15 protein-coding genes are annotated in these 19,905 nt (G+C 47.4%); 11 read left to right on the top strand and 4 right to left on the bottom strand.

What is annotated here, in order from left to right; all coding sequences use genetic code 11:
• Positions 1-27 precede the first annotated feature (27 nt).
• The 3 genes from DW743_RS15730 (at position 28) to DW743_RS15720 (ending at position 3,440) form a co-directional block, all read left to right on the top strand.
• Positions 28-1,764 carry an AIPR family protein gene (locus tag DW743_RS15730; protein WP_117762105.1) on the top strand — a complete coding sequence of 579 codons (1,737 nt, stop codon included), beginning with the start codon at positions 28-30 and terminating at the stop codon, positions 1,762-1,764.
• 459 nt (positions 1,765-2,223) lie between these two features.
• Positions 2,224-2,646, top strand: coding sequence for a MarR family winged helix-turn-helix transcriptional regulator (locus DW743_RS15725; RefSeq protein WP_158568589.1), 423 nt, complete (start codon positions 2,224-2,226; stop codon positions 2,644-2,646).
• A gap of 32 nt (positions 2,647-2,678) precedes the next feature.
• The gene (locus DW743_RS15720) at positions 2,679-3,440 is read left to right on the top strand and encodes a sulfite exporter TauE/SafE family protein (RefSeq protein WP_117762103.1); all 762 of its coding nucleotides are present in this window, start codon (positions 2,679-2,681) and stop codon (positions 3,438-3,440) included.
• A 60-nt stretch (positions 3,441-3,500) separates the two neighbouring features.
• Here the strand turns inward: DW743_RS15720 and DW743_RS15715 are convergent, their stop codons facing one another.
• Positions 3,501-4,244, bottom strand: coding sequence for an SDR family NAD(P)-dependent oxidoreductase (locus DW743_RS15715; protein ID WP_117762102.1), 744 nt, complete (start codon positions 4,242-4,244; stop codon positions 3,501-3,503).
• 435 nt (positions 4,245-4,679) lie between these two features.
• Here DW743_RS15715 and DW743_RS15710 point away from each other — a divergent pair, with 435 nt between their 5' ends.
• On the top strand, positions 4,680-5,711 hold the full coding sequence (locus DW743_RS15710; RefSeq protein ID WP_117762101.1) for a MerR family transcriptional regulator: 1,032 nt from the start codon (positions 4,680-4,682) through the stop codon (positions 5,709-5,711).
• A 232-nt stretch (positions 5,712-5,943) separates the two neighbouring features.
• Here DW743_RS15710 and DW743_RS15705 read toward each other — a convergent pair whose 3' ends face one another.
• Positions 5,944-7,086, bottom strand: coding sequence for a LacI family DNA-binding transcriptional regulator (locus tag DW743_RS15705; RefSeq protein WP_117762100.1), 1,143 nt, complete (start codon positions 7,084-7,086; stop codon positions 5,944-5,946).
• A gap of 362 nt (positions 7,087-7,448) precedes the next feature.
• Here DW743_RS15705 and DW743_RS15700 point away from each other — a divergent pair, with 362 nt between their 5' ends.
• From DW743_RS15700 to DW743_RS15680, 5 genes are all read left to right on the top strand, one after another.
• The gene (locus DW743_RS15700; protein WP_226906403.1) at positions 7,449-10,196 is read left to right on the top strand and encodes an alpha-mannosidase; all 2,748 of its coding nucleotides are present in this window, start codon (positions 7,449-7,451) and stop codon (positions 10,194-10,196) included.
• A gap of 135 nt (positions 10,197-10,331) precedes the next feature.
• On the top strand, positions 10,332-12,542 hold the full coding sequence (locus DW743_RS15695; protein ID WP_226906402.1) for a glycoside hydrolase family 36 protein: 2,211 nt from the start codon (positions 10,332-10,334) through the stop codon (positions 12,540-12,542).
• A 125-nt stretch (positions 12,543-12,667) separates the two neighbouring features.
• A complete protein-coding gene (locus DW743_RS15690) occupies positions 12,668-13,192 on the top strand; it encodes a spore maturation protein (RefSeq protein ID WP_055267185.1) in 525 nt (174 codons plus the stop codon).
• A 135-nt stretch (positions 13,193-13,327) separates the two neighbouring features.
• Positions 13,328-14,260: a cysteine synthase A gene (gene cysK, locus DW743_RS15685; protein ID WP_055267184.1), complete on the top strand. Its 933-nt coding sequence runs from the start codon at positions 13,328-13,330 to the stop codon at positions 14,258-14,260.
• A 122-nt stretch (positions 14,261-14,382) separates the two neighbouring features.
• Positions 14,383-15,291 carry a LysR family transcriptional regulator gene (locus DW743_RS15680; protein ID WP_117762099.1) on the top strand — a complete coding sequence of 303 codons (909 nt, stop codon included), beginning with the start codon at positions 14,383-14,385 and terminating at the stop codon, positions 15,289-15,291.
• Between the two features lie 141 nt (positions 15,292-15,432).
• On the opposite strand, the gene DW743_RS19105 is transcribed toward DW743_RS15680, so the two are convergent.
• Positions 15,433-15,561 (bottom strand): DUF6783 domain-containing protein, encoded by a 129-nt coding sequence (locus DW743_RS19105; protein ID WP_369123068.1) that lies wholly within the window; start codon positions 15,559-15,561, stop codon positions 15,433-15,435.
• 373 nt (positions 15,562-15,934) lie between these two features.
• Between DW743_RS19105 and DW743_RS15675 the strand changes: the two genes are divergently transcribed.
• Positions 15,935-17,242 (top strand): O-acetylhomoserine aminocarboxypropyltransferase/cysteine synthase family protein, encoded by a 1,308-nt coding sequence (locus DW743_RS15675; RefSeq protein ID WP_055221806.1) that lies wholly within the window; start codon positions 15,935-15,937, stop codon positions 17,240-17,242.
• Positions 17,243-17,388: 146 nt separating this feature from the next.
• Here the strand turns inward: DW743_RS15675 and DW743_RS15670 are convergent, their stop codons facing one another.
• Positions 17,389-18,270: a LysR family transcriptional regulator gene (locus DW743_RS15670; protein ID WP_117762098.1), complete on the bottom strand. Its 882-nt coding sequence runs from the start codon at positions 18,268-18,270 to the stop codon at positions 17,389-17,391.
• A 159-nt stretch (positions 18,271-18,429) separates the two neighbouring features.
• Here DW743_RS15670 and DW743_RS15665 point away from each other — a divergent pair, with 159 nt between their 5' ends.
• Complete coding sequence (locus tag DW743_RS15665; RefSeq protein WP_117762097.1) at positions 18,430-19,899, top strand: UbiD family decarboxylase; 1,470 nt, start codon at positions 18,430-18,432, stop codon at positions 19,897-19,899.
• Positions 19,900-19,905: the final 6 nt, after the last annotated feature.

The following is a 19,905-nucleotide window of genomic DNA, read 5'->3' as shown; positions in this document are numbered from 1 at the left end:
AATTTTGCATAAGATAAGGAGTAGATAATGTATAATTATATAAGTAATTATAAAGGACGAACTGATTTGGTCGATTTATATGGAGATAATTCATTGTTATTGTATGCGTTACAATTGAGATATGACATTGAAGATATAATATCAGTTGCTTCGGAAGCGTTGACAGATGGAAGTGATGATAAAAAGTGTGATTTGATTTATATAGATAGAGATTCGGGATTTGCAGTTGTGGCGCAAGCTTATATGAAGAAAAATCCGACGGAAACAGACTTGGCGAAGGTAAATAAAGCAAGTGATTTAAATACGGCAGCATCATGGATTTTTACGAGAGATATAAATGATATACCAGATAGAATAAAAGATTCAGTTAATGAGTTACAAGAAGCTATTAAAGATGGCGATATTAACACAGTTTATTTTTGGTATGTTCATAATATGAATGAAAAAAATAATCCAGAAGTTCAGGAGGAATTGAATACTGTTCAGATTGCAGCACAAAAATTGGTAAATAATTTGGCTGGAGATAATTCTGTTAAAATAGTTTCATTAGAAGTTGGAAATGATACGATTGAACGTTGGTATAATAGCTCTAGTAAACGAATTACAATTGAAGAAGAGATTGATGTAGAAGGAAATGGAAAAGCCTTTGAAGTCAAGGGAGGAAAGTGGAAATCTTGTGTAACAGCTGTAAAAGGTAGCTGGATACGAAAACTTTACTTAATGTATAAAGATGATCTTTTTTCTGGAAATCCAAGAAACTATTTAGGGGCGGGAAAAAGAAAAAATAAAATTAATTTAGGCATTATGGACACAGTGCAAGAGCAACCAGAAAATTTTTGGGCATATAACAATGGATTAACAGCATTAGTGAATGATTATGAAATAGATGATGACAATATAACAAAGGTACATGGAATAACTATTATTAATGGAGCACAATCAACGGGAGCTATTGGAGCTGTTGAAAGCTTAAAAGAAGATTTTCTTGTGCCGATACGTTTTATTGTATGTAGTGATCCTAAGATCATAGAAGAAATTATCAATAATAACAATAAACAAAATGAAATTTTGCCATCTGATTTAAGAAGTAATGATAAACAACAAGTAAGACTTAGAAAAGAGTTTGAAAAATATCCACAACTGTATTATAGCGGTGGTAGAAGAGATAGTACAAGGGTTAGAAACAAAGAAGTCTTTGATCCATATTTGGTTGCACAAACTTTATTGGCTTTTCATGGAGATTGTGTAACTGCTTATAACTCAAAGAAATTGATATGGGACGAGGATAAAGAATACACAAATATTTTTTCGGATCAATTAACTGCAGAACATATTATTTTCGTATATTCATTGGGGAGAGCTATTGATGAATTTAAAATTAACTTAAAAAATAAGAAAGAACAAAGAACGGATATAGAAGATGATGAACTTAATTTTTTGAGTAAGCGTGGCTCTAAAATGTTATTGATATCAGCAGTAAGCACTTGTATGGAAAGCTTACTTGGAAAAAAGATTTTAGATTCTTGGAGGTTAGTGTTTAAAGATAATAAAAATTTTGATAAGTTAGTTGAAGAATGGAAAGCAATATTAGATGTTTTGATGCCATGGCATTCTACGCTTGAACCGGCAATTGTAAGTGGTTTAAAAAGTAAGGAAGCCACACAAAATGCAGCTAAACAATTGAGAGCAACGTTGACATCGTTTAGTTCAATGTATGCTCAACAATTGAAACCATTTTCAGATAGTATAAATACAGATATGTAGATAAATACAGAGATATTGTGATAACACCATGATAACAAAATCTCCAAAAACCACACGGACACAGCGGAAAATCCGTATTTTTCCACACAAAATGCACGGAAAATAACCATTTAGCCTCTGCAACACGCCATTCTGATACCGTGAAGGTGGACGTACTGTAGGTTCAGGACGTGTTGCTACAATCCTTCATTGAGCAATGACTGATTTGTGCGAAAAATGTAGAGTACCGCAAGGTATATTGTTTTCAAACGCAAGACGGGTCTGTCACATGAGCAAATATTTTTTGCTGATATGCTCCCTTCCGGGTAGACAAATAAAAACTTGTCTCCCAGGAAGGGAGCATATTTTACTTTACAGGGGAAACTCTATCGCTGGATATCCATTTTTGTGGGTTGACAAATGTTCAAATTAGAACTAAAATACAAGAAGTTCAAATTAGAACAAGAGGAAGGTGGAAGCATGTTTGATGAGCAGTGGCAGTTTGCCGTGGAAGTAGAACGGGAATATGCACAGTACCGCAAAAAGGTGATGATGCGTTATCATTTGTCTGCCGCAGAAGTAGATATTTTGCTGTTTCTTGCAAATAACAGTCAGTTTGATCTTGCAACAGATATTGTACGTGTGCGGAAAATGCAGAAATCACACGTTTCGCTGGCCGTAAACGGGTTGTGTGAAAAAGGCTACCTGCGAAAAGAGGGCGATATGGCAGACCGGAAGAAAGTGCATTTGAAGCTGGAACCGGCTGCGGCAGAGTGCGTTTGTTACGGACAGAAATGTCAGAAGGAATTTGGAGAATCTCTGTTTTGCGGAATTTCAGAGGAAGATAAAAAAGAATTTTTGCGGCTCTGTGAGCTGATCCGGAAAAATGTAATCGGGAAATAGAATGGAGAAAGAATGGAGAAAGAAGGAATTTCATGACTATTACAGAATTAATCGTATGTATTGTGGCCGGCCTCGGTGCCGGCCTTGGAACGGGTCTTGCGGGACTTTCTGCGGCGGCGGTCGTTTCGCCTATGCTGATCACATTTCTGCATATGCCGGCGTACCAGGCGATCGGGATAGCACTTGCATCGGATGTCCTCGCGTCGGGGGTCAGTGCGTGGACATACAAGAAAAACAAAAATATCGACATTCGCCATGGCGTGATTATGTTGATCTCCGTATTGATTTTTACACTGGTCGGAAGCTTCGTTTCCTCCCTTGTGCCAAACGGAACAATGGGCGGATTTTCAAAAGGTATGACACTGCTTGTCGGCCTCAAATTTATGATTCGCCCGATCATGACAACGAAGGAAGTACAGGCAAACAAATCCGAGGAACAGAAAATCCGGCAGTCCATTCTTTGCGGTGTGTTAATTGGCTTTATCTGCGGTTTTGTCGGTGCCGGCGGCGGTATGATGCTGCTTCTGGTGCTTACAAGTGTGCTTGGCTATGAGTTAAAAACGGCGGTTGGAACGAGCGTCTTTATCATGACCTTTACTGCGCTGACCGGAGCTGTTTCACATTTCTATATCGGCGGAAAACCGAACCTTCCGATTATGATTGCCTGTGTGATCAGCACACTGGTGTTCGCGCAGCTTGGAGCAAAATGGGCGAACAGCGCAAACGTAAAAATGCTGAATCGCGTAACCGGAATCCTGCTGTGCGTGCTGGGAATGGTGATGCTGTTCTTCTGAAAAAAATCCTGTCCAATACAAAACCGGACAGGATTTTTTCTTACTATGAAAGCATGCAAATCAGGTTCTCATCGCTCCGTCCACGGAAAGAATTTCACCCGTTATATAGGAAGCCATGTCGCTTGCCAGGAAGAGAAATGCATTTGCGATATCTTCTGCCTCGCCGATTCTTCGAAGCGGGATGTGGCTGATCAGAGGATCGATCATTTCCTTCGGAAGTGCTGCAACCATATCAGTTCTGGTGATACCGGGGGCAACGGCGTTCACGCGGATGTGAAACGGTCCGAGTTCTCTTGCAAGTGACCAGGTGAGACCATTGACAGCATATTTGCTGGACGGATAGGCAACGCCGCCTGGCTGGCCACAGATGCTGACCATAGAGCTGGTGTTCAGAATACATCCGCCGCCCTGCTCTTTCATGATAGCAGCGGCCGGCAGGATTCCGTTCATCATGGCGTTCACATTCAGATCCATTACGTTGGCGAAATGTTCTGCGGTGTATTTGTCGAGCGGTGTGCTGTCGGAAACGCCGGCATTGTTTACGAGAATATCAATTCTTCCGTATTTTTCCTTGATTTTAGCAATCTCATCTGCCATGGCGGCCGCATCGGTCAGCTTTGGCCATGCGCCGGAAACGTCCCAGTCCGGGTTTTCTTCTTTCAGGGAAGCAACCGCTTTTACAACGGTCTCCTCGCGGGAGCCAAAAAGTACAACTTTCGCGCCGTTCTGTAAGAATTTTTGAACAATGGCATAGCCGATTCCCCTGGTTCCACCGGTAACAACTGCTATTTTATTCTGTAACATAAAAACCACCTCACAATCTATTTTCTTATTTCTATCATAATGGATTCCGTTGGTGAACAGTCAATACATATTTTTTGCCGGAAAAAACAGTGAATTTTTCTTAAAATCAGACGAGTTGTTACAGTGCGCCGGAGATCAGCAAACTGTAACGACGATTTTTGCGGGTAGATGAAATTGCGGTGTGGATTTCTTTGCCATAAATAGTTATAATAAAGCTAAAAAAGTGTCCAGTAAGTGTACACTTTGAGCAGAACGTATCAGAAAAAGGTGTTTTGCGGGCTGCGACTTTCTTGTTTGGAAAATATTTTCTGAATGTGCCGGGAGCAAACAAGACGGCGCGGCAGATGATAGGGTTCGCTTTGGAAGACGTTCGATGCTCCGGAAAAGATGAGGGAAACTGACAAAAAGGGAAAATGATGTACAAGGTGTGAATTCATGAGAATACAGGAAGTAATGGGAAAAACGGGACTGTCCAGACGGACGATCCATTATTACATCGATCAGAAATTAATTATCCCCCCGGTGAATGAGGGCAATGGGTATCATGATTTTACAGGGGAGGATGTACAGAAGCTTTTTATTATCCGAAAGCTGCGGGAGGCGGGGCTTTCTCTTGCGGATATCCGTGCAATTCTGCGTAAGCCGCGAACAACGCCGTTTTATCTTCATAAGCAGATGAATGAGCTGCAGACGCAGATGCTTACGATACAGAAAACGATCAGCGAGATGGACCGCTTAAGCGGCCAGCTCCCGGTCTGCCAGTCGCTCGACCAGCTTGCGGGAATGCTGGAAGACACGAATTTCAGCCCCGATGAGCCGCCGCAGTTTCAGATGGAATCGAGAGATGCCAGGCTGCTGGCGCAGTATCTCTGGATGGCTTATCTGGACACGCCGGTCACGGAGTATCAGCAGTTTCTGTGGCAGAAAATCATGCAGCAGACCATGGAACATGCGCGGACAGATCTGAAAATGATGTCCCGTTATCTGCAGTCTATTTCCCCGGAGCGGATTGATGCGACGAATATTAACCAGTATCTGCGGAACCAGAAAATCATTGCTCTCACGGGGGCGGATTATCCGACGTTTGTGGAAGAATTGAAAACTTCTCTCCTTGCGTTTGCCTCTGACCCGGTACAGCAGGAAAAATGGAGTCTCCTCTACCAGCCGCTCATCCATCCGATCGCCGCTTTCTGCGTCTCTGTCAGCGGCTGGATGCGCGAGTTCCACCCGGCATACCGCCGCTATTATGAAAACACGCACACCTGCTGCCGCATGCTGAAAGATTTCATGGACAGTCCGGAGGGAGCTTTACTGAATGCTGCGCTGAACAAAGCATTCAACGGAAACTGCGATGTGCGCACCGGTTACTACGGCGAACTCGAAGTGGCGGCAACATTTCACAAAAGCATTTATGCACTTCTGTCACCGGAACAGATCCGTGAATTTCTGGCAGGGGTGGAAGGGTAATTTTCTGAATCCATTTTAGTGTTTCTTTTTTGCGAGAATATGAAAACAAAATTTAACGGAATCAAGCAAGTAGCGAAGCGGATTGCGAGTATCCGCTTTGACTGAGCATCTGACCTTGCTTCGGAAACAGAGTTTGTGTCAAATGGGAATACAAAACAAAATAGACAATCGCCTCACGGGTCGGAAGCCCATGAGGCGATTGCGGTTTTCGAGCATGATAAAAAAAGATTCTTCAATCATGCTCGGAAATGGAAGACAGATTTTTTTTCGACGATGCGCGCGGAACGATCGTTACCGGAAGAATGATTTTTTCCGTCTCGGCGGCGGGATTTTTGAGGGCGGAAAGCAGAATCCGTCCGACTTCGCGTCCGATTCCGGCAAAATCCTGATGGATGGAGGTTATGCCGAGGCTTCGGCTGACATTTGTATCGTCGAAGCCGCAGAGGCAGAGATCCTCCGGGATGCGAAGACCGATTGTGCGGCAGGCGAGGAAAATCAGCTCGGCGATGCGGTCATTTTCGGCAATGATGGCGGTGATGCCGTCGCTGTGCATGGCAAGAAGCTTCTGCTGAAACGGTGTGCGTTTTGTGGAAAGTGTGGCATCATCGGAAAGCTCCTCGCAGCAGGTGACAAGCTGATGCGGGTCCGGCGCGATCCCGGCGGCTTTCATTTCATGCAGAAATCCGGCAAAGCGGTCGCGTACCGATGAAGTCTCAGAGAGTGGCGCCGCGGTGAAAAACGCGATGTTTCGGTGTCCCTGCCCGAGCAGATGGCGCGCTGCCTGTCGTCCGCCGTCATAGTTGTCGCAGACAACATTGTTCAGATACGGACAGTCCGTCTGCTTGTCAACGATGACGATCGGACAGCCGGAGAACATGAAATCGTTCAGCTTTTCCAGGTGAATGTTGTCGCGCTTCGGATAATAGACAAGCGCGGCAATATTTTGAGACCGGAGCAGTTCCAGTGTTGTGCGTTCCTTCAGTGAGGAAGAGCCGGTGACGTGAATGCTTAGAAAATAGCCACATTCAGCCAGTACAGCGCTTAAGCTTCCGATTGCCTCTGAAATATTTCCCTGTGTGGTGGCGAACGGAAGAAGAAGAGAAATCATTTTCGGCGCATCGGTTGTTTTGCTGACCGGTGAAAGGCTTCGAGAAACAAAGCTTCCGACACCTCGCTTCCGGTACAGAATCCCCTGCTGTTCCAGATCCTCGATAGCACGCTTTGCGGTAATCCGGCTGACGTGGTGTTGCTCCGACAGCATTTTTTCGGTGCAGAAGGATTCGTCAAACGAAAAGTCTCCGGCGTGAATGCGTGCAAGCAGGGCTTCTTTGATGATTTCATATTTTGGTTTTGTTTTTCTGGTCTGTGAATCCATAAAATTCCTCTGGGATAAAAAGATATAAAAACGTTGACTTTGTCTGCGTGTTTCTTTTGTTATTATAACGAATGCAAAAAAGCAAGTCAAATAAGAGCTGCTCGCGCCGGAATTATTTTCCTGTACACCGGAACAGCAAGTGCTCCGGTGCTGCGTGAATTGTAACAGGCCTTTTCAAACACGATTTATTGCCAGATCAGGTGTGACATGAGAAAATGGCAACTTGATATATCATATAGAAAAGAAGTGTAAAATACTTGACAGAATATCGTCTGATTTTTATAATATGATATATCAAATAGGTAGAAAGGTATTTTGAACCATTTGATACCAGACTGCAAAGAAACGAAAGGAAACAGATCATGATGAAAACAACCGTACATATTATTTCCCATTCCCACTGGGACAGAGAGTGGTATCAGTCTTTTGAAACACACCGCATGAAACTGATTGAGCTGGTGGACAATATTTTGGATAAGGCGGAAAACGACCCGGAGTTTGGAGGCTTTTTCCTCGACGGACAGGTCATCGCAATCGATGATTATCTGGAAATCCGTCCGGAGAAGCGTGCGCAGGTGGAAAAATGTATCCGCGAGGGCAAAATCCAGACCGGTCCGTGGTATATTCTGCAGGATGAGTTCCTGACGAGCGGAGAGGCATGTGTCCGCAATCTTCAGGTCGGCATGCAGGAAGCAGAACAGTACGGTGCAGTCGGAAACGTTGGCTATTTCCCGGATGCGTTTGGAAACGCAGGTCAGATGCCGCAGGTATTGAAGCAGGCAGGCATGGAGGCAGTTGTCTTCGGGCGGGGCGTCAAACCAATCGGACCGAACAACGAAGTTACCGGCGGACAGTATGAGTCTACATATTCTGAGATGATGTGGGAATCCCCGGATGGAACGAAGCTGCCGGGCATCCTGTTTGCAAACTGGTATAACAACGGCGTTGAAATTCCGGTAGACGAGGCGGAAGCGAAGGTTTACTGGGATAAAAAGCTGGCAGATGCGAGAAAATTTGCTGCAACGCATCAGCTTCTGCTGATGAACGGATGCGATCATCAGCCGCTGCAGAAGAACATTACGGAAGCAATCCGCGTGGCAAGAAAGCTGTACCCGGACATCGAGTTTATTCATTCTGATTTCAAAAAATATGTAGAAGCAATGGAGAAGGAAATCTCTGAGAACTTCTCTACGGTTAAGGGTGAGCTGACAAGCCAGGAAACCGATGGAAGATGGACGCTGGCAAATACAGCGTCTTCCTGGATCGGATTAAAACAGGACAACCGCGCGGGAGAGACGGCGCTGGAGCGAAAAGCAGAGCCTGCGGCTGCAATGGCACAGGTGTTTGGAAAAACATATCCGGAGGACCAGATGACCTACAGCTGGAAGAAGCTGATGCAGAATCATCCGCATGACAGCATCTGCGGCTGCAGTGTGGACGAGGTCAACGAAGAAATGAAGACTCGTTTTGCAAAGAGCAGACAGGTTGCGGATGCAATTTACGAGGAGAGCGTGGAGTATCTGACGAATAAGGTAAACACGGCGGCACTTCCGGGGGACGGCGAGAAAATCCCGTTTGTGGTATGGAATACATCGGGAACAGCGAAAACACAGGTGGTGGAGAAAGAAATTCACCTGTTCCGGGATTACAATCTGTTTGTGTGGGATGGCTATGAGGCGGCAGAACAGGTGGAGCTTCCGGCAATGGTGCTGCGCGATGCGGACGGAAATGAAGTTCCGGCGAAGATTGCGGATGCGGGGATTGCGTTCGGATACGATCTGCCGGATGACCGGTTCCGTCAGCCATATATGGCGAAGAAGGTACGGGTGACGTTTGAGGCAGAGGTTCCGGCTCTTGGATACCGTACGTATTATTTGGAAACCGCAGAACAGCTGCAAAACGTGGACGTAGTTTCCGGTGACGCGAATGTGCTTGAAAATGATGCAATGAAGGTTGTTGTGAACGAGGATGGTTCTTACAGCCTTCTGGACAAGAAGACGGGCAGAACGTATGAGAACCTGGGTTGCTATGAAGACACCGGGGATATGGGCAATGAGTATATTTATATTCAGGATACCGGAAAACAGGTGATTTCCACGAAGGGCAGAAAGGCGGAGGTTTCCTGCGTGGAGCGAAATGCGTTCCGTACAGTGGTTGAAATCCGCCACAAAATGATGGTTCCGTCCGGAATGGGTGAAGAGCTGCAGCGGCAGCGCGAGATGTGTATTGATCCATATACGCGGGTGGCAAACCGCTCTTTTGAGCTGGTTGAAATGGATGTGAAGACGGTGCTTACGCTGGAAAAATCGGCGAAAGGGCTGCGTGTGGCTACCACCATCTGCAATCAGGCGAAGGATCACCGGGTTCGTGTGATTTTTCCGACGGGACTGCATACATCGATGCATATGGCGGATTCTGCGTTTGAGGTGGTTCGGAGAAATAACCGTCATAACGATACCTGGACAAATCCATGCGGATGTGAGAGACAGCAGTGTTTTGCGGCGATGGAGGACGAAAAGGGCGGCCTTCTGGTTGCCAACCGCGGTTTGTATGAGTATGAGATTCTGGAAGAGCAGGAGAATGCAATTGCGGTGACGCTGCTTCGCTGTGTTGCGGAGATGGGCGATTGGGGATATTTCCCGACACCGAAGGCACAGCAGCTTGGAACATTCTGTCTGGAGTTTGAGGTTGTGCCATATGCGGCCGGGGAGACCGGCACTGCATTTGAGGAAGGCTATGCGTTCCAGCAGGATCTGACGGTGGCACAGGCCGGGCTGGAGAGAGCGTTCCTTCGGAAACCGGGTCAGGTAAAGCCGGAGCTGATTGAAGGTAAACTTCCGTTAGAGATGAGTTTTCTTACATTTGAAGGCAATGGTATTCATATGACTGCATTTAAGAAAGGTCAGAAGAAGGACGATCTGTTTGTGCGGTTCGTGAATCATATGGAGCAGGGAGAGATCCTTTCTTTTAAGAAAGAAGATTGGATGAAAGAGGTTTATCGCAGCAATGTCATCGAAGAGAAGGACAATGTGCTGACCCCGGATGCGGACGGTATTTATCATGTGTCGCTGAGGGAATTTGAGATTGCTACGTTTGGGGTTGTGAGATAAGCGGACGCTTCGGCAGGAGGGCGTGCGGTCGTTGCAAAAAACGGGGAAAAAGCAAGAATAAGGTGGACTTTAGGGCAGACAAGTTATATGCTTTTGGTATAAGTAAAAAATGATTTTTTACAGGAGGGTTTTTACATGAAAAAATGGACAGACCGAATGGAAACTCCGATTCAGGCGGAGCTGATCTGTTATGATGTGAATGGAATTCACATTGTGTTTGGGGTGACAAAAGAGAAGGCGTTAAAGCTGTTTCATTTTTCGAGTGCGCCGTTTGATGCAGAGAATCTCTGCCGGAAGCCGGATAACTGGTGGCCGATGGAGGGAATGCGGGAGGCTCAGATCGAAGAGAGCTTCCAGCTGGTACAGGTGAATTTTTCCGGTTATAACCGGCCGTATGAAAAGCACGGAAATAAGTACATTGTGACAGCGCCTGGCTTTATGCTGAAATTTGACTCGATTTCGGAAGAAAGAAACGAAGATGGCGATCTGCTTCGCATTGTACAGAAGGATGATGTGACGGGAGCAAGGGTAGAGTCGGTTATGCAGTTTTATGACGGCCTTCCGGTTGCAAGAATGTACAATACCGTGACGAATGAGGGCAGTGAGAACCAGACACTGGAATATATCTCAAGCTTCAGCTACTGGGGCATCGAAAAAGAGCAGAAAGAGGGCATTCCGGAGTTTATCAGCTCAGATGATAAGATGTCGATGATAGTGGTTCACAATGGCTGGCAGAAGGAGCTGACGGTGAAAAAATACCGCTTTGCAGATCTTGGCATGGCGCAGACGCAGTCGCACAACTATCAGAGAACATCGAAGACGATTGAGATTACAAATACGGGTAACTGGTCGGCGAAGGAATATATTCCGATGGGATATATTGGGAACAGCGCAGCAGATGCGAGCCTGTTTTTCGAGATCGATCACAGCGGTTCCTGGCATTATGAAATTGGAGATCAGAACTGCCACTTTTACCTGGCTGTGAGCGGCCCGACGGAAATCCAGTCGCACTGGTCGAAAAACCTGAAGCCGGGAGACAGCTTTACAACCGTGCCGGTGGCTGTCGGTGTCGGTCATGATGATTTTGAGGAGGCAATCGGTACCTTAACGAAGTACCGCAGAAGAATTCGCCGTCCGAATAAGGACAATGAGAACCTGCCGGTTATTTTCAACGATTACATGAACTGTCTGTTTGGAGATCCGACGACAGAAAAAGAATTTCCGCTGGTGGATGCTGCCGAAAAAGCAGGATGTGAATACTTTGTCATCGATGCCGGCTGGTATGCGGACGGCAACTGGTGGGACAGTGTCGGCGAGTGGCAGGAGAGCAGAAAACGTTTCCCGAACGGCGTTCGTGAAGTGACAGATTATATCCGTTCCAAGGGTATGATTCCCGGCGTATGGCTGGAGCTTGAGGTTATGGGTATTAACTGTAAAAAGGCTTCTATTCTGCCGGATGAGTGTTTCTTCCTGCGCCATGGAAAACGTGTGTATGACAGAAGCCGTTATCAGCTTGACTTCCGTCATCCGCTGGTCGTTGAGCATGTAACGGAAGTGATCGACCGCGTGGTCAGAGATTATGGTGTCGGCTATATTAAGATGGATTACAATATCGAACCTGGTATCGGTACGGAAGTGGATGCAGACAGTTTTGGAGATGGTCTCTTAGAGCATGAGAGAGCATATCTGGCATGGCTGGATGGTATTTACAGAAAATACCCGGATCTCGTGATCGAGAACTGCTCAAGCGGCGGTCTTCGGATGGATTATGCGATGCTGGCAAGAAACAGTATTCAGTCCACCAGTGATCAGGAGGATTACCGTAACTACGCGACGATTTCGGCGAATGCGGCGATTGGTGTAACGCCGGAGCAGGCTGCGATCTGGTCGTACCCATTGCGGGACGGTACCGAAGAGGAAGTTATTTTCAACATGGTCAACGCGCTTCTGCTTCGTATTCACCAGAGCGGTCATCTGGCAGAAATTTCGCCGGAGCGGTTTGCACTGGTAAAAGAGGGAATCGACTGCTACAAAGAGATCCGCAGCGGAATCAAGGATGGTGTTCCGTTCTGGTCAATGGGATGGGCGGATAATGAGGACAAGCATCTTGCAGCCGGAATCCGGGTACCCGGAGATGTGATTTACCTTGGTGTATGGAGACGCGGCGGAGAGACGGATTTTGAAGTTCCGCTTGACCGTGCCTTTCCGGGAAAAGAGCTGGAAGTAAGCTGTATTTATCCGAAAGCGTGCGGAGATGTATTCCATTACGATGATTACAGCAAAAAACTGAAGGTCCATTTTCCGGAGACGTATATGGCGCGGCTGTTTCAGATTAAAGTGAAATAAAGTAACGATTGAGAGCCCCATTTCGCATGGCGCTGAATCGTTACGAAATAAAAACATAAATCCCCACCCACGGAATAAATTGTATGGAGTGTATCTTCAGCAATGTTTTCCGGGGAGGGGATTTTTTGCGTATTCTTACGGTACTTTCAGATCTTATGGTTCCCCTGCTGATCTTTTATGTGGTCGGATTGGGGCTTTTGATGAAGCAGGATGTGTTTGGAGATTTTTTGAACGGGGCAAAGGATGGCATGCGGACTGTGATCGGGATTGTGCCGACGCTGATCGGGCTGATGGCGGCGGTCGGGGTTTTGCGGTCATCGGGATTTCTGGAGGATTTTGGAAACCTGCTCGGAACTGTGCTGGAACCGACGGGAATCCCATCTGCGCTGGTTCCGCTCAGTGTTGTGCGTCTGTTTTCCAACAGCGCGGCGGTGAGCCTTTTGCTGGATCTTTACAAGGAGGCGGGCTGCGACTCCTTTGCCGGACGGGCAGCTTCCATTATCATGTCGTGTACCGAGACCGTTTTTTATACGATGACGGTTTACTTTGGTGCGGTTCGGATCAAAAAAACGCGGTATACTCTGGCTGGCGCCTTGTTTTCTTCTCTTGTTGGAATGACAGTCGGTGTTTTGCTTGCACGGTTGATCTGACCATTTTTTCTGATCATACCAGTGAAATGTGTTGACATTTCAAAACGATTGGAATAAGATGGAAACAACTTAAAACATACAAAATCAATAGGAAATAAGGAAATAAAAAAGTGCAGAATAAGGAGGAAATGAACGATGGCAAAGGTATATGACAGCATTTTAGATCTTGTAGGAAAAACTCCGCTGGTAGAGCTGAAACGGATCGAAGAAAAAGAAGGACTGCAGGCGAAACTGATCGCAAAAGTAGAATCCTTTAATCCGGCAGGAAGTGTCAAAGACCGTATTGCAAAAGCGATGATCGAGGATGCGGAAGCAAAAGGTCTCTTAAAGGAAGGCTCCGTTATCATTGAGCCGACCTCCGGAAATACCGGAATCGGACTGGCAGCGGCAGCAACGGTAAAAGGCTATCGCATGATCCTTACTATGCCGGAAACGATGAGTGTAGAGCGCCGGAATATCGTAAAGGCATACGGCGCAGAGGTTGTTCTGACGGATGGAACAAAAGGAATGAAGGGCGCTATCGAGAAAGCCGATGAGCTTGCAAAAGAGATTCCGAACAGCTTTATCGCAGGACAGTTTGTGAACCCGGCAAACCCGGAGACACACAAAAAGACAACCGGACCGGAGATCTGGGAAGACACCGATGGAGCAGTTGATATCTTTGTTGCGGGCGTTGGTACCGGTGGAACCATTACCGGAACGGGTGAGTACTTAAAAGAGAAAAAACCGGAAGTAAAAGTGGTAGCGGTAGAACCGGCATCCTCACCGGTGCTGTCGGAGGGTGTTTCCGGACCACATAAGATTCAGGGAATCGGTGCAGGCTTTGTGCCGGAGACGCTGAATACCGGCATTTACGATGAGATTATCAAGGTAGAAAATGAAGACGCTTTCAAGACCGGCAGAGATCTGGCAGCCGAGGAAGCTATTCTTGCGGGAATTTCCTCCGGAGCAGCTCTGTATGCGGCGATCCAGCTGGCAAAACGTGAGGAAAATAAAGGAAAAACCATCGTTGTGCTCCTGCCGGATAACGGAGACAGATACTATTCCACAGCTCTGTTTGCCAAATAAAAGGGAACAGCCTCAGATTTTAAAATAATAGATATCAGTGAACACTGCCATCCGCGGCACTTTCTCTCCACCGCGAATGGCAGTTTCGCATATTAATTTATACCAGAAAGGGAACTTTACTTATGACACTACAACAGCTTCGCTATGTAATTCAGGCCGCAGACTCCAGATCCATGAATGAGGCGGCAAAGGCACTCTATATTTCACAGCCGAGTCTCTCTGGAGCAATCAAGGAGCTGGAAAAAGAGATCGGAATTGAGCTGTTCAAGCGCAGCAGCCACGGAACAGTACTGACCCCGGAGGGCGAGGAGTTTCTGGGTTACGCACGTCAGGTCACAGACCAGTATCAGCTTCTCGAAAACCGCTATATTTATCGCACCAAGGGAAAGAAAAAATTCAGCGTGTCGATGCAGCATTACAGTTTTGCCGTAAAGGCGTTTGTGGAGCTGGTGAAGCAGTTTGGTATGGATGAGTACGAGTTTGCGGTTTATGAGACGAGAACGTATGATGTGCTGATGGATGTAAAGAACTTCAAGAGCGAGCTTGGGATCTTATATCGGAATGACTTTAATGCGAAGGTGCTGAACAAGCTGCTGAAGGATAATAACCTCGAGTTTCACGACCTGTTTTCCTGCGGAACGTACGTCTATCTATGGAAAGATCATCCGCTTGCGGATCAGGCGGAGATCACAATGGAGGAGCTGAAGGAATATCCATGCCTGTCATTTGATCAGGGAAGCAACAATTCGTTCTTCCTGGCAGAGGAAGTGCTTTCGACGTATGAATATAAGAGAATCATTAAAGCAAATGACCGTGCGACCATGCTGAATCTGATGGTCGGACTGAATGGTTATACGCTTTGCTCCGGCATTATCTGTGAGGAATTAAACGGCAGTGACTACCGCGCTGTGCCGCTTCACGCGGAGGAAAACATGATGATCGGTTATATTTCCAGGAAGGGTATGTCGATCAGCGCACTGGGACAGCAGTATTTGGAAGAAATTCGGAAATATAAGGAGCTTGTGCTGTAAAAAAGGAGAAACAAGAAGACTTTAACCGAATCAAGTAAGTCCCCTGCTTCCATTGCGAAAAGCAATAAGCAGTGGGTGGGGACTTGCTTGTATCAGGAGTGGTACAAGCCACTCCTGATAAGCTGCGAAGCAGCTATTCGGTTATGAGCAAGTAGCGAAGCGGATTGCGAATATCCGCTTTGACTCTCTGGAGTGTGTTTGAAAAAGGCTTTTCGCAAGCTGCGAGTCCCATCTTGTGGGAGATGAATTGCATTTGTTATCTTGTTTTATGTAGCATGATTGGATATAGAAATTTCAGAAGAAAAAATATTGGCGATAAAGAATAGCTATAGGGAAACCCTATAACCAGCCATCAATTTTCTATATTGGACAAAGCAGAAGACTGTCGCTATAATAATCCTTGTAAACAGATAGGAAATATCACAAAAACGAGAGGAAGCGAAGAGAATGAGAGCAGTTTTCGCAGAGAATCGAATCGTGATCTATGATGTCATGTGTTGCAGCGTAAGCAGATAAAACCGAAAGAAAACGGAGCCGCATTGCAGCATAGACAGAACAGGATGACAACCGGTTCCGATAGATAATAGAAAATCGAACATGAAAAGAAATAGAAAAACGAAAAACAGAACAGGAGAATACAATCATGAGCAAAAAAACAAGAGCAGAAAGAAATCTTAAATTTGAAACCTTACAGCTTCACGTAGGACAGGAAAATCCGGATCCGGCAACCGGAGCAAGAGCAGTTCCGATCTATCAGACCTCTTCTTTCGTATTCAATAACTCCGATCACGCGGCAGCAAGATTCGGACTTCAGGATGCAGGAAACATCTACGGTCGTCTGACTAATCCGACAGAGGACGTCTTCGAGCAGAGAATGGCAGCACTGGAGGGCGGCGTTGCGGCACTTGCAGTAGCTTCCGGAGCAGCAGCCATCAACTACACCATCATCAACCTGGCTCAGAAGGGCGACCACATCGTATCCGCAAAGAACATCTACGGCGGTTCCTACAACCTGCTGGCACACACCCTTCCACAGTACGGCATCAGCACCACATTTGTTGATGTATTCGATCTGGATGAGGTTCGCGCAGCCGTTCAGGAGAACACAAAAGCCATCTACATCGAGACCCTCGGAAACCCGAACTCTGATGTTGTCGATATCGAAGCACTTGCAAAAATTGCACATGAGAACAAAATTCCGCTGGTTGTCGATAATACCTTCGCAACTCCATACCTCGTTCGTCCGATCGAGTACGGCGCAGACATCGTTGTTCATTCCGCAACCAAATTCATCGGCGGCCATGGAACTACTCTTGGCGGTGTGATTGTAGACAGCGGTAAATTCGACTGGGAGGGATCCGGAAAATTCGCATCCCTGACCGAGCCAAACCCGAGCTATCACGGCATCAGCTTCACAAAAGCAGTTGGACCGGCTGCATTCGTTACAAAAGTACGTGCCATCCTTCTTCGTGATACCGGAGCTACGCTTTCTCCGTTCAACTCATTCCTGCTTCTGCAGGGACTTGAGACTCTGTCTCTCCGCGTAGAGCGTCACGTTGAGAACGCACTGAAAGTTGTAAAATATCTGGAGAGCCAGCCGCAGGTTGAGAAAGTACATCATCCGTCTGTATCCGACGATCCCAAGCAGCAGGCACTGTACGCAAAATACTTCCCGAACGGCGGCGGTTCCATCTTCACCTTCGAAATCAAAGGCGATGCACAGAAAGCAAAAGATTTCATCGACAATCTGGAACTGTTCTCCCTGCTGGCTAACGTTGCCGATGTAAAATCTCTGGTAATCCATCCGGCAACCACCACTCACAGCCAGTGCACCGAGGAAGAACTGCTGGATCAGGGAATCAAACCAAACACCATCCGTCTTTCCATCGGTACCGAAAATGTCGATGATATTATCGAGGATCTGGATGAGGCATTTAAGGCAGTTCAGTAATTGGAAAACAGGTTATAGTAAATAAAACGTACGCCTCTGGCACAGTTCAAAGTGTCAGGGGCGTATTTTTCGCGTGCAATGAGGAAAAGTCCGTGCTTGCATGAGACCTTGACGAATGCCGCGATAACGAGTGAAGCGAGTTTTGGTTATGTGGGATCTTGAATGAAAGAGGAAAAAGATTTTAATGCTGGTTTTTTCATTGTTTCCGTTCGGAGCGGATACGCTGCACCGATTACAAGCGGTGGTGCGTCGAGAAGAGGAACGGCGGTGACATTTGGATGGCGGAAAAGTTCAAAGTTGCTCTCGGCAAAGAGACTGAAAGCCTCGCCGATTTCCACAGAGCTGATCGTGGATTCCAGGCGGGCCGTGCGCAGGATCTGCGGTTTTACACCTGCCTTTTCAAATAGCTGCATGCAGAGCTGATAAATCGAGGTATAGGGGTGCATGAGAATCAGCGGTTCGGCGGCAAGATCAGCGATGGTAAGAGCAGGCTTTTCGGCAAGTGGATGATCGATGGGCAGCATCACGCAGAGGCGGTCTTCTGTGATGGGTTCGAAGTGGTATTTCTGCAGTGAAATCATGGAATCCCGCGCGATCACAAGGTCAAAATGGCCTGATTGCAGGCCGTCCATCAGCTCAGTCTCTTCGCATTCTTCCAGAGTCAGCCCAATTTCCAGATGCGCGTGCGTGAAGGCACGGATGCGGGAAGTGAGATGATACTGCGTCAGAAACGGAAGAGAGCCAACGCGGAGCGGCTGGCGCGTGGTTTCCTGGAAGTGATGCATTTTTTGCAGCATCTGGTGATACTGGAGGGAGAGCTCCGCGGCTTCCTGCAGAAATAGTTCGCCTGCCGGAGTCAGTACGGCCTGGCGGCGGGTGCGGTCGAAGAGGGGAAGATTCAATTCAGTCTCGAGCTTCTGGATCTGTTTCGAGAGCGTGGACTGTGCGATATGAAGATTTTCCGCGGCCTCTAAAAAGGTGTCGCATCGAACGGCCATCAGAAAAAAGTCGATCTGTTCCAGAGTCATAAGGGGAGCCTCCTTTTTGTTTGATTCATTCCATTCTGGAAACAATTGTACCACAAATCGAATTGATTCCACAAAGGTTTCTTTTTACAATAAGGGTAGAAAATGAGGATGAAAAGGCATCCTTCGGGGCGCCGTCGATAGAATAAAAGGAGAAGAACTATGGCTGAAAAAGTAAGAGATCTGCGTAGTGCGCTGGAACGATTGAGAAATATGCCGGGACAGCTTGCCGAGACAGACGTTGAGGTTGATCCGATGGCGGAGCTTGCCGGTGTTTACCGTTACGTCGGTGCGGGCGGGACCGTAAAGCGTCCGACGAAAGAAGGCCCGGCGATGATTTTTCGCAACGTAAAAGGGCACCCGGACGCCAGCGTTGCGATTGGTGTTCTGGCAAGCCGGAAACGCGTGGCTGCCCTGCTGGACTGCGAGCCGGAGAGTCTTGGAAAAATGCTGTATCACAGCGTAGAAGAGCCGATTGCACCGGTTGAATTTCAGGGCGCGCCGCCATGCCAGGAAGTGGTACATCTGGCGACCGATCCCGATTTTGATCTGAACCGTCTCGTCCCGGCGCCGACGAATACGCCGGATGATGCCGGCCCGTACATCACGCTCGGCATGTGCTACGCCTCCCATCCGGACACCGGACTGCATGATGTGACGATTCACCGTCTCTGCATTCAGGGAAAAGACGAGCTTTCGATTTTCTTCACCCCGGGCGCACGCCACATCGGCGCAATGGCAGACCGCGCGGAGGAACTGGGACAGACACTTCCGATTTCCATCAGTATCGGTGTTGATCCTGCGATTGAGATCGGTTCCTGTTTCGAGCCGCCGACAACACCGCTCGGTTACGATGAGCTTTCCGTTGCGGGTGCACTGCGGAAAGAGCCGGTAGAACTGTGCCGCTGCGTTTCCGTGAAGGAGATGGCGATTGCAAATGCAGAGTACGTCATCGAGGGCGAGGTCATCCCGGGTGTGCGTGTGCAGGAGGACCAGAACAGCCACACTGGCTATGCGATGCCGGAGTTCCCGGGCTACACCGGCCCGGCAAGTGATCAGTGCCGTCTGATTAAAGTAAAAGCCGTGACACACCGCCGCAGTCCGATTATGCAGACCTGCATCGGACCAAGTGAAGAGCACGTTTCGATGGCTGGTATTCCGACCGAGGCGAGCATCTACGGCATGGTAGAAAAAGCGATGCCGGGACGGCTCCAGAATGTGTACTGCGGTTCCGCAGGCGGCGGAAAGTATATGGCGGTTCTCCAGTTCAAAAAACTGAGTCCCAGCGACGAGGGAAGACAGCGTCAGGCAGCATTGCTGGCATTTTCGGCGTTCAGTGAGCTGAAACACGTTTTTCTGGTGGACGAGGATGTGGACTGCTTTGATATGAACGATGTGATTTGGGCAATGAATACGAGATTCCAGGGTGACGCGGACATCATCACAATTCCAGGCGTGCGGTGCCATCCGCTCGATCCGTCGAACGATCCGACGTGTTCACCGTCGATCCGCGATCACGGGATTGCATGCAAGACGATTTTCGACTGTACGGTGCCGTACGATCAAAAAGAACGGTTTGTGCGGGCGAGATTTATGGAAGTCGATCCGAAGCATTGGCTGGATGAGGAATAAAGAATA

It is taken from the genome of Blautia sp. AM28-27, assembly GCF_003480905.1.
Taxonomy (GTDB): Bacteria; Bacillota; Clostridia; order Lachnospirales; family Lachnospiraceae; genus Fusicatenibacter; species Fusicatenibacter saccharivorans.
The sequence above is the reverse complement of the archived record's forward strand: the minus strand, read 5'-3'. Positions and strand labels throughout refer to the sequence as shown.

What these genes read in the sequence shown, in the direction of transcription:
- DW743_RS15730 (WP_117762105.1), top strand. Translation starts at nt 28, where the DNA reads ATGTATAATTATATAAGTAATTATAAAGGACGAACTGATTTGGTCGAT.
- DW743_RS15725 (WP_158568589.1), top strand. Translation starts at nt 2,224, where the DNA reads ATGTTTGATGAGCAGTGGCAGTTTGCCGTGGAAGTAGAACGGGAATAT.
- DW743_RS15720 (WP_117762103.1), top strand. Translation starts at nt 2,679, where the DNA reads ATGACTATTACAGAATTAATCGTATGTATTGTGGCCGGCCTCGGTGCC.
- DW743_RS15715 (WP_117762102.1), bottom strand. Translation starts at nt 4,244, where the DNA reads ATGTTACAGAATAAAATAGCAGTTGTTACCGGTGGAACCAGGGGAATC.
- DW743_RS15710 (WP_117762101.1), top strand. Translation starts at nt 4,680, where the DNA reads ATGAGAATACAGGAAGTAATGGGAAAAACGGGACTGTCCAGACGGACG.
- DW743_RS15705 (WP_117762100.1), bottom strand. Translation starts at nt 7,086, where the DNA reads ATGGATTCACAGACCAGAAAAACAAAACCAAAATATGAAATCATCAAA.
- DW743_RS15700 (WP_226906403.1), top strand. Translation starts at nt 7,449, where the DNA reads ATGATGAAAACAACCGTACATATTATTTCCCATTCCCACTGGGACAGA.
- DW743_RS15695 (WP_226906402.1), top strand. Translation starts at nt 10,332, where the DNA reads ATGAAAAAATGGACAGACCGAATGGAAACTCCGATTCAGGCGGAGCTG.
- cysK (WP_055267184.1), top strand. Translation starts at nt 13,328, where the DNA reads ATGGCAAAGGTATATGACAGCATTTTAGATCTTGTAGGAAAAACTCCG.
- DW743_RS15680 (WP_117762099.1), top strand. Translation starts at nt 14,383, where the DNA reads ATGACACTACAACAGCTTCGCTATGTAATTCAGGCCGCAGACTCCAGA.
- DW743_RS15675 (WP_055221806.1), top strand. Translation starts at nt 15,935, where the DNA reads ATGAGCAAAAAAACAAGAGCAGAAAGAAATCTTAAATTTGAAACCTTA.
- DW743_RS15670 (WP_117762098.1), bottom strand. Translation starts at nt 18,270, where the DNA reads ATGACTCTGGAACAGATCGACTTTTTTCTGATGGCCGTTCGATGCGAC.
- DW743_RS15665 (WP_117762097.1), top strand. Translation starts at nt 18,430, where the DNA reads ATGGCTGAAAAAGTAAGAGATCTGCGTAGTGCGCTGGAACGATTGAGA.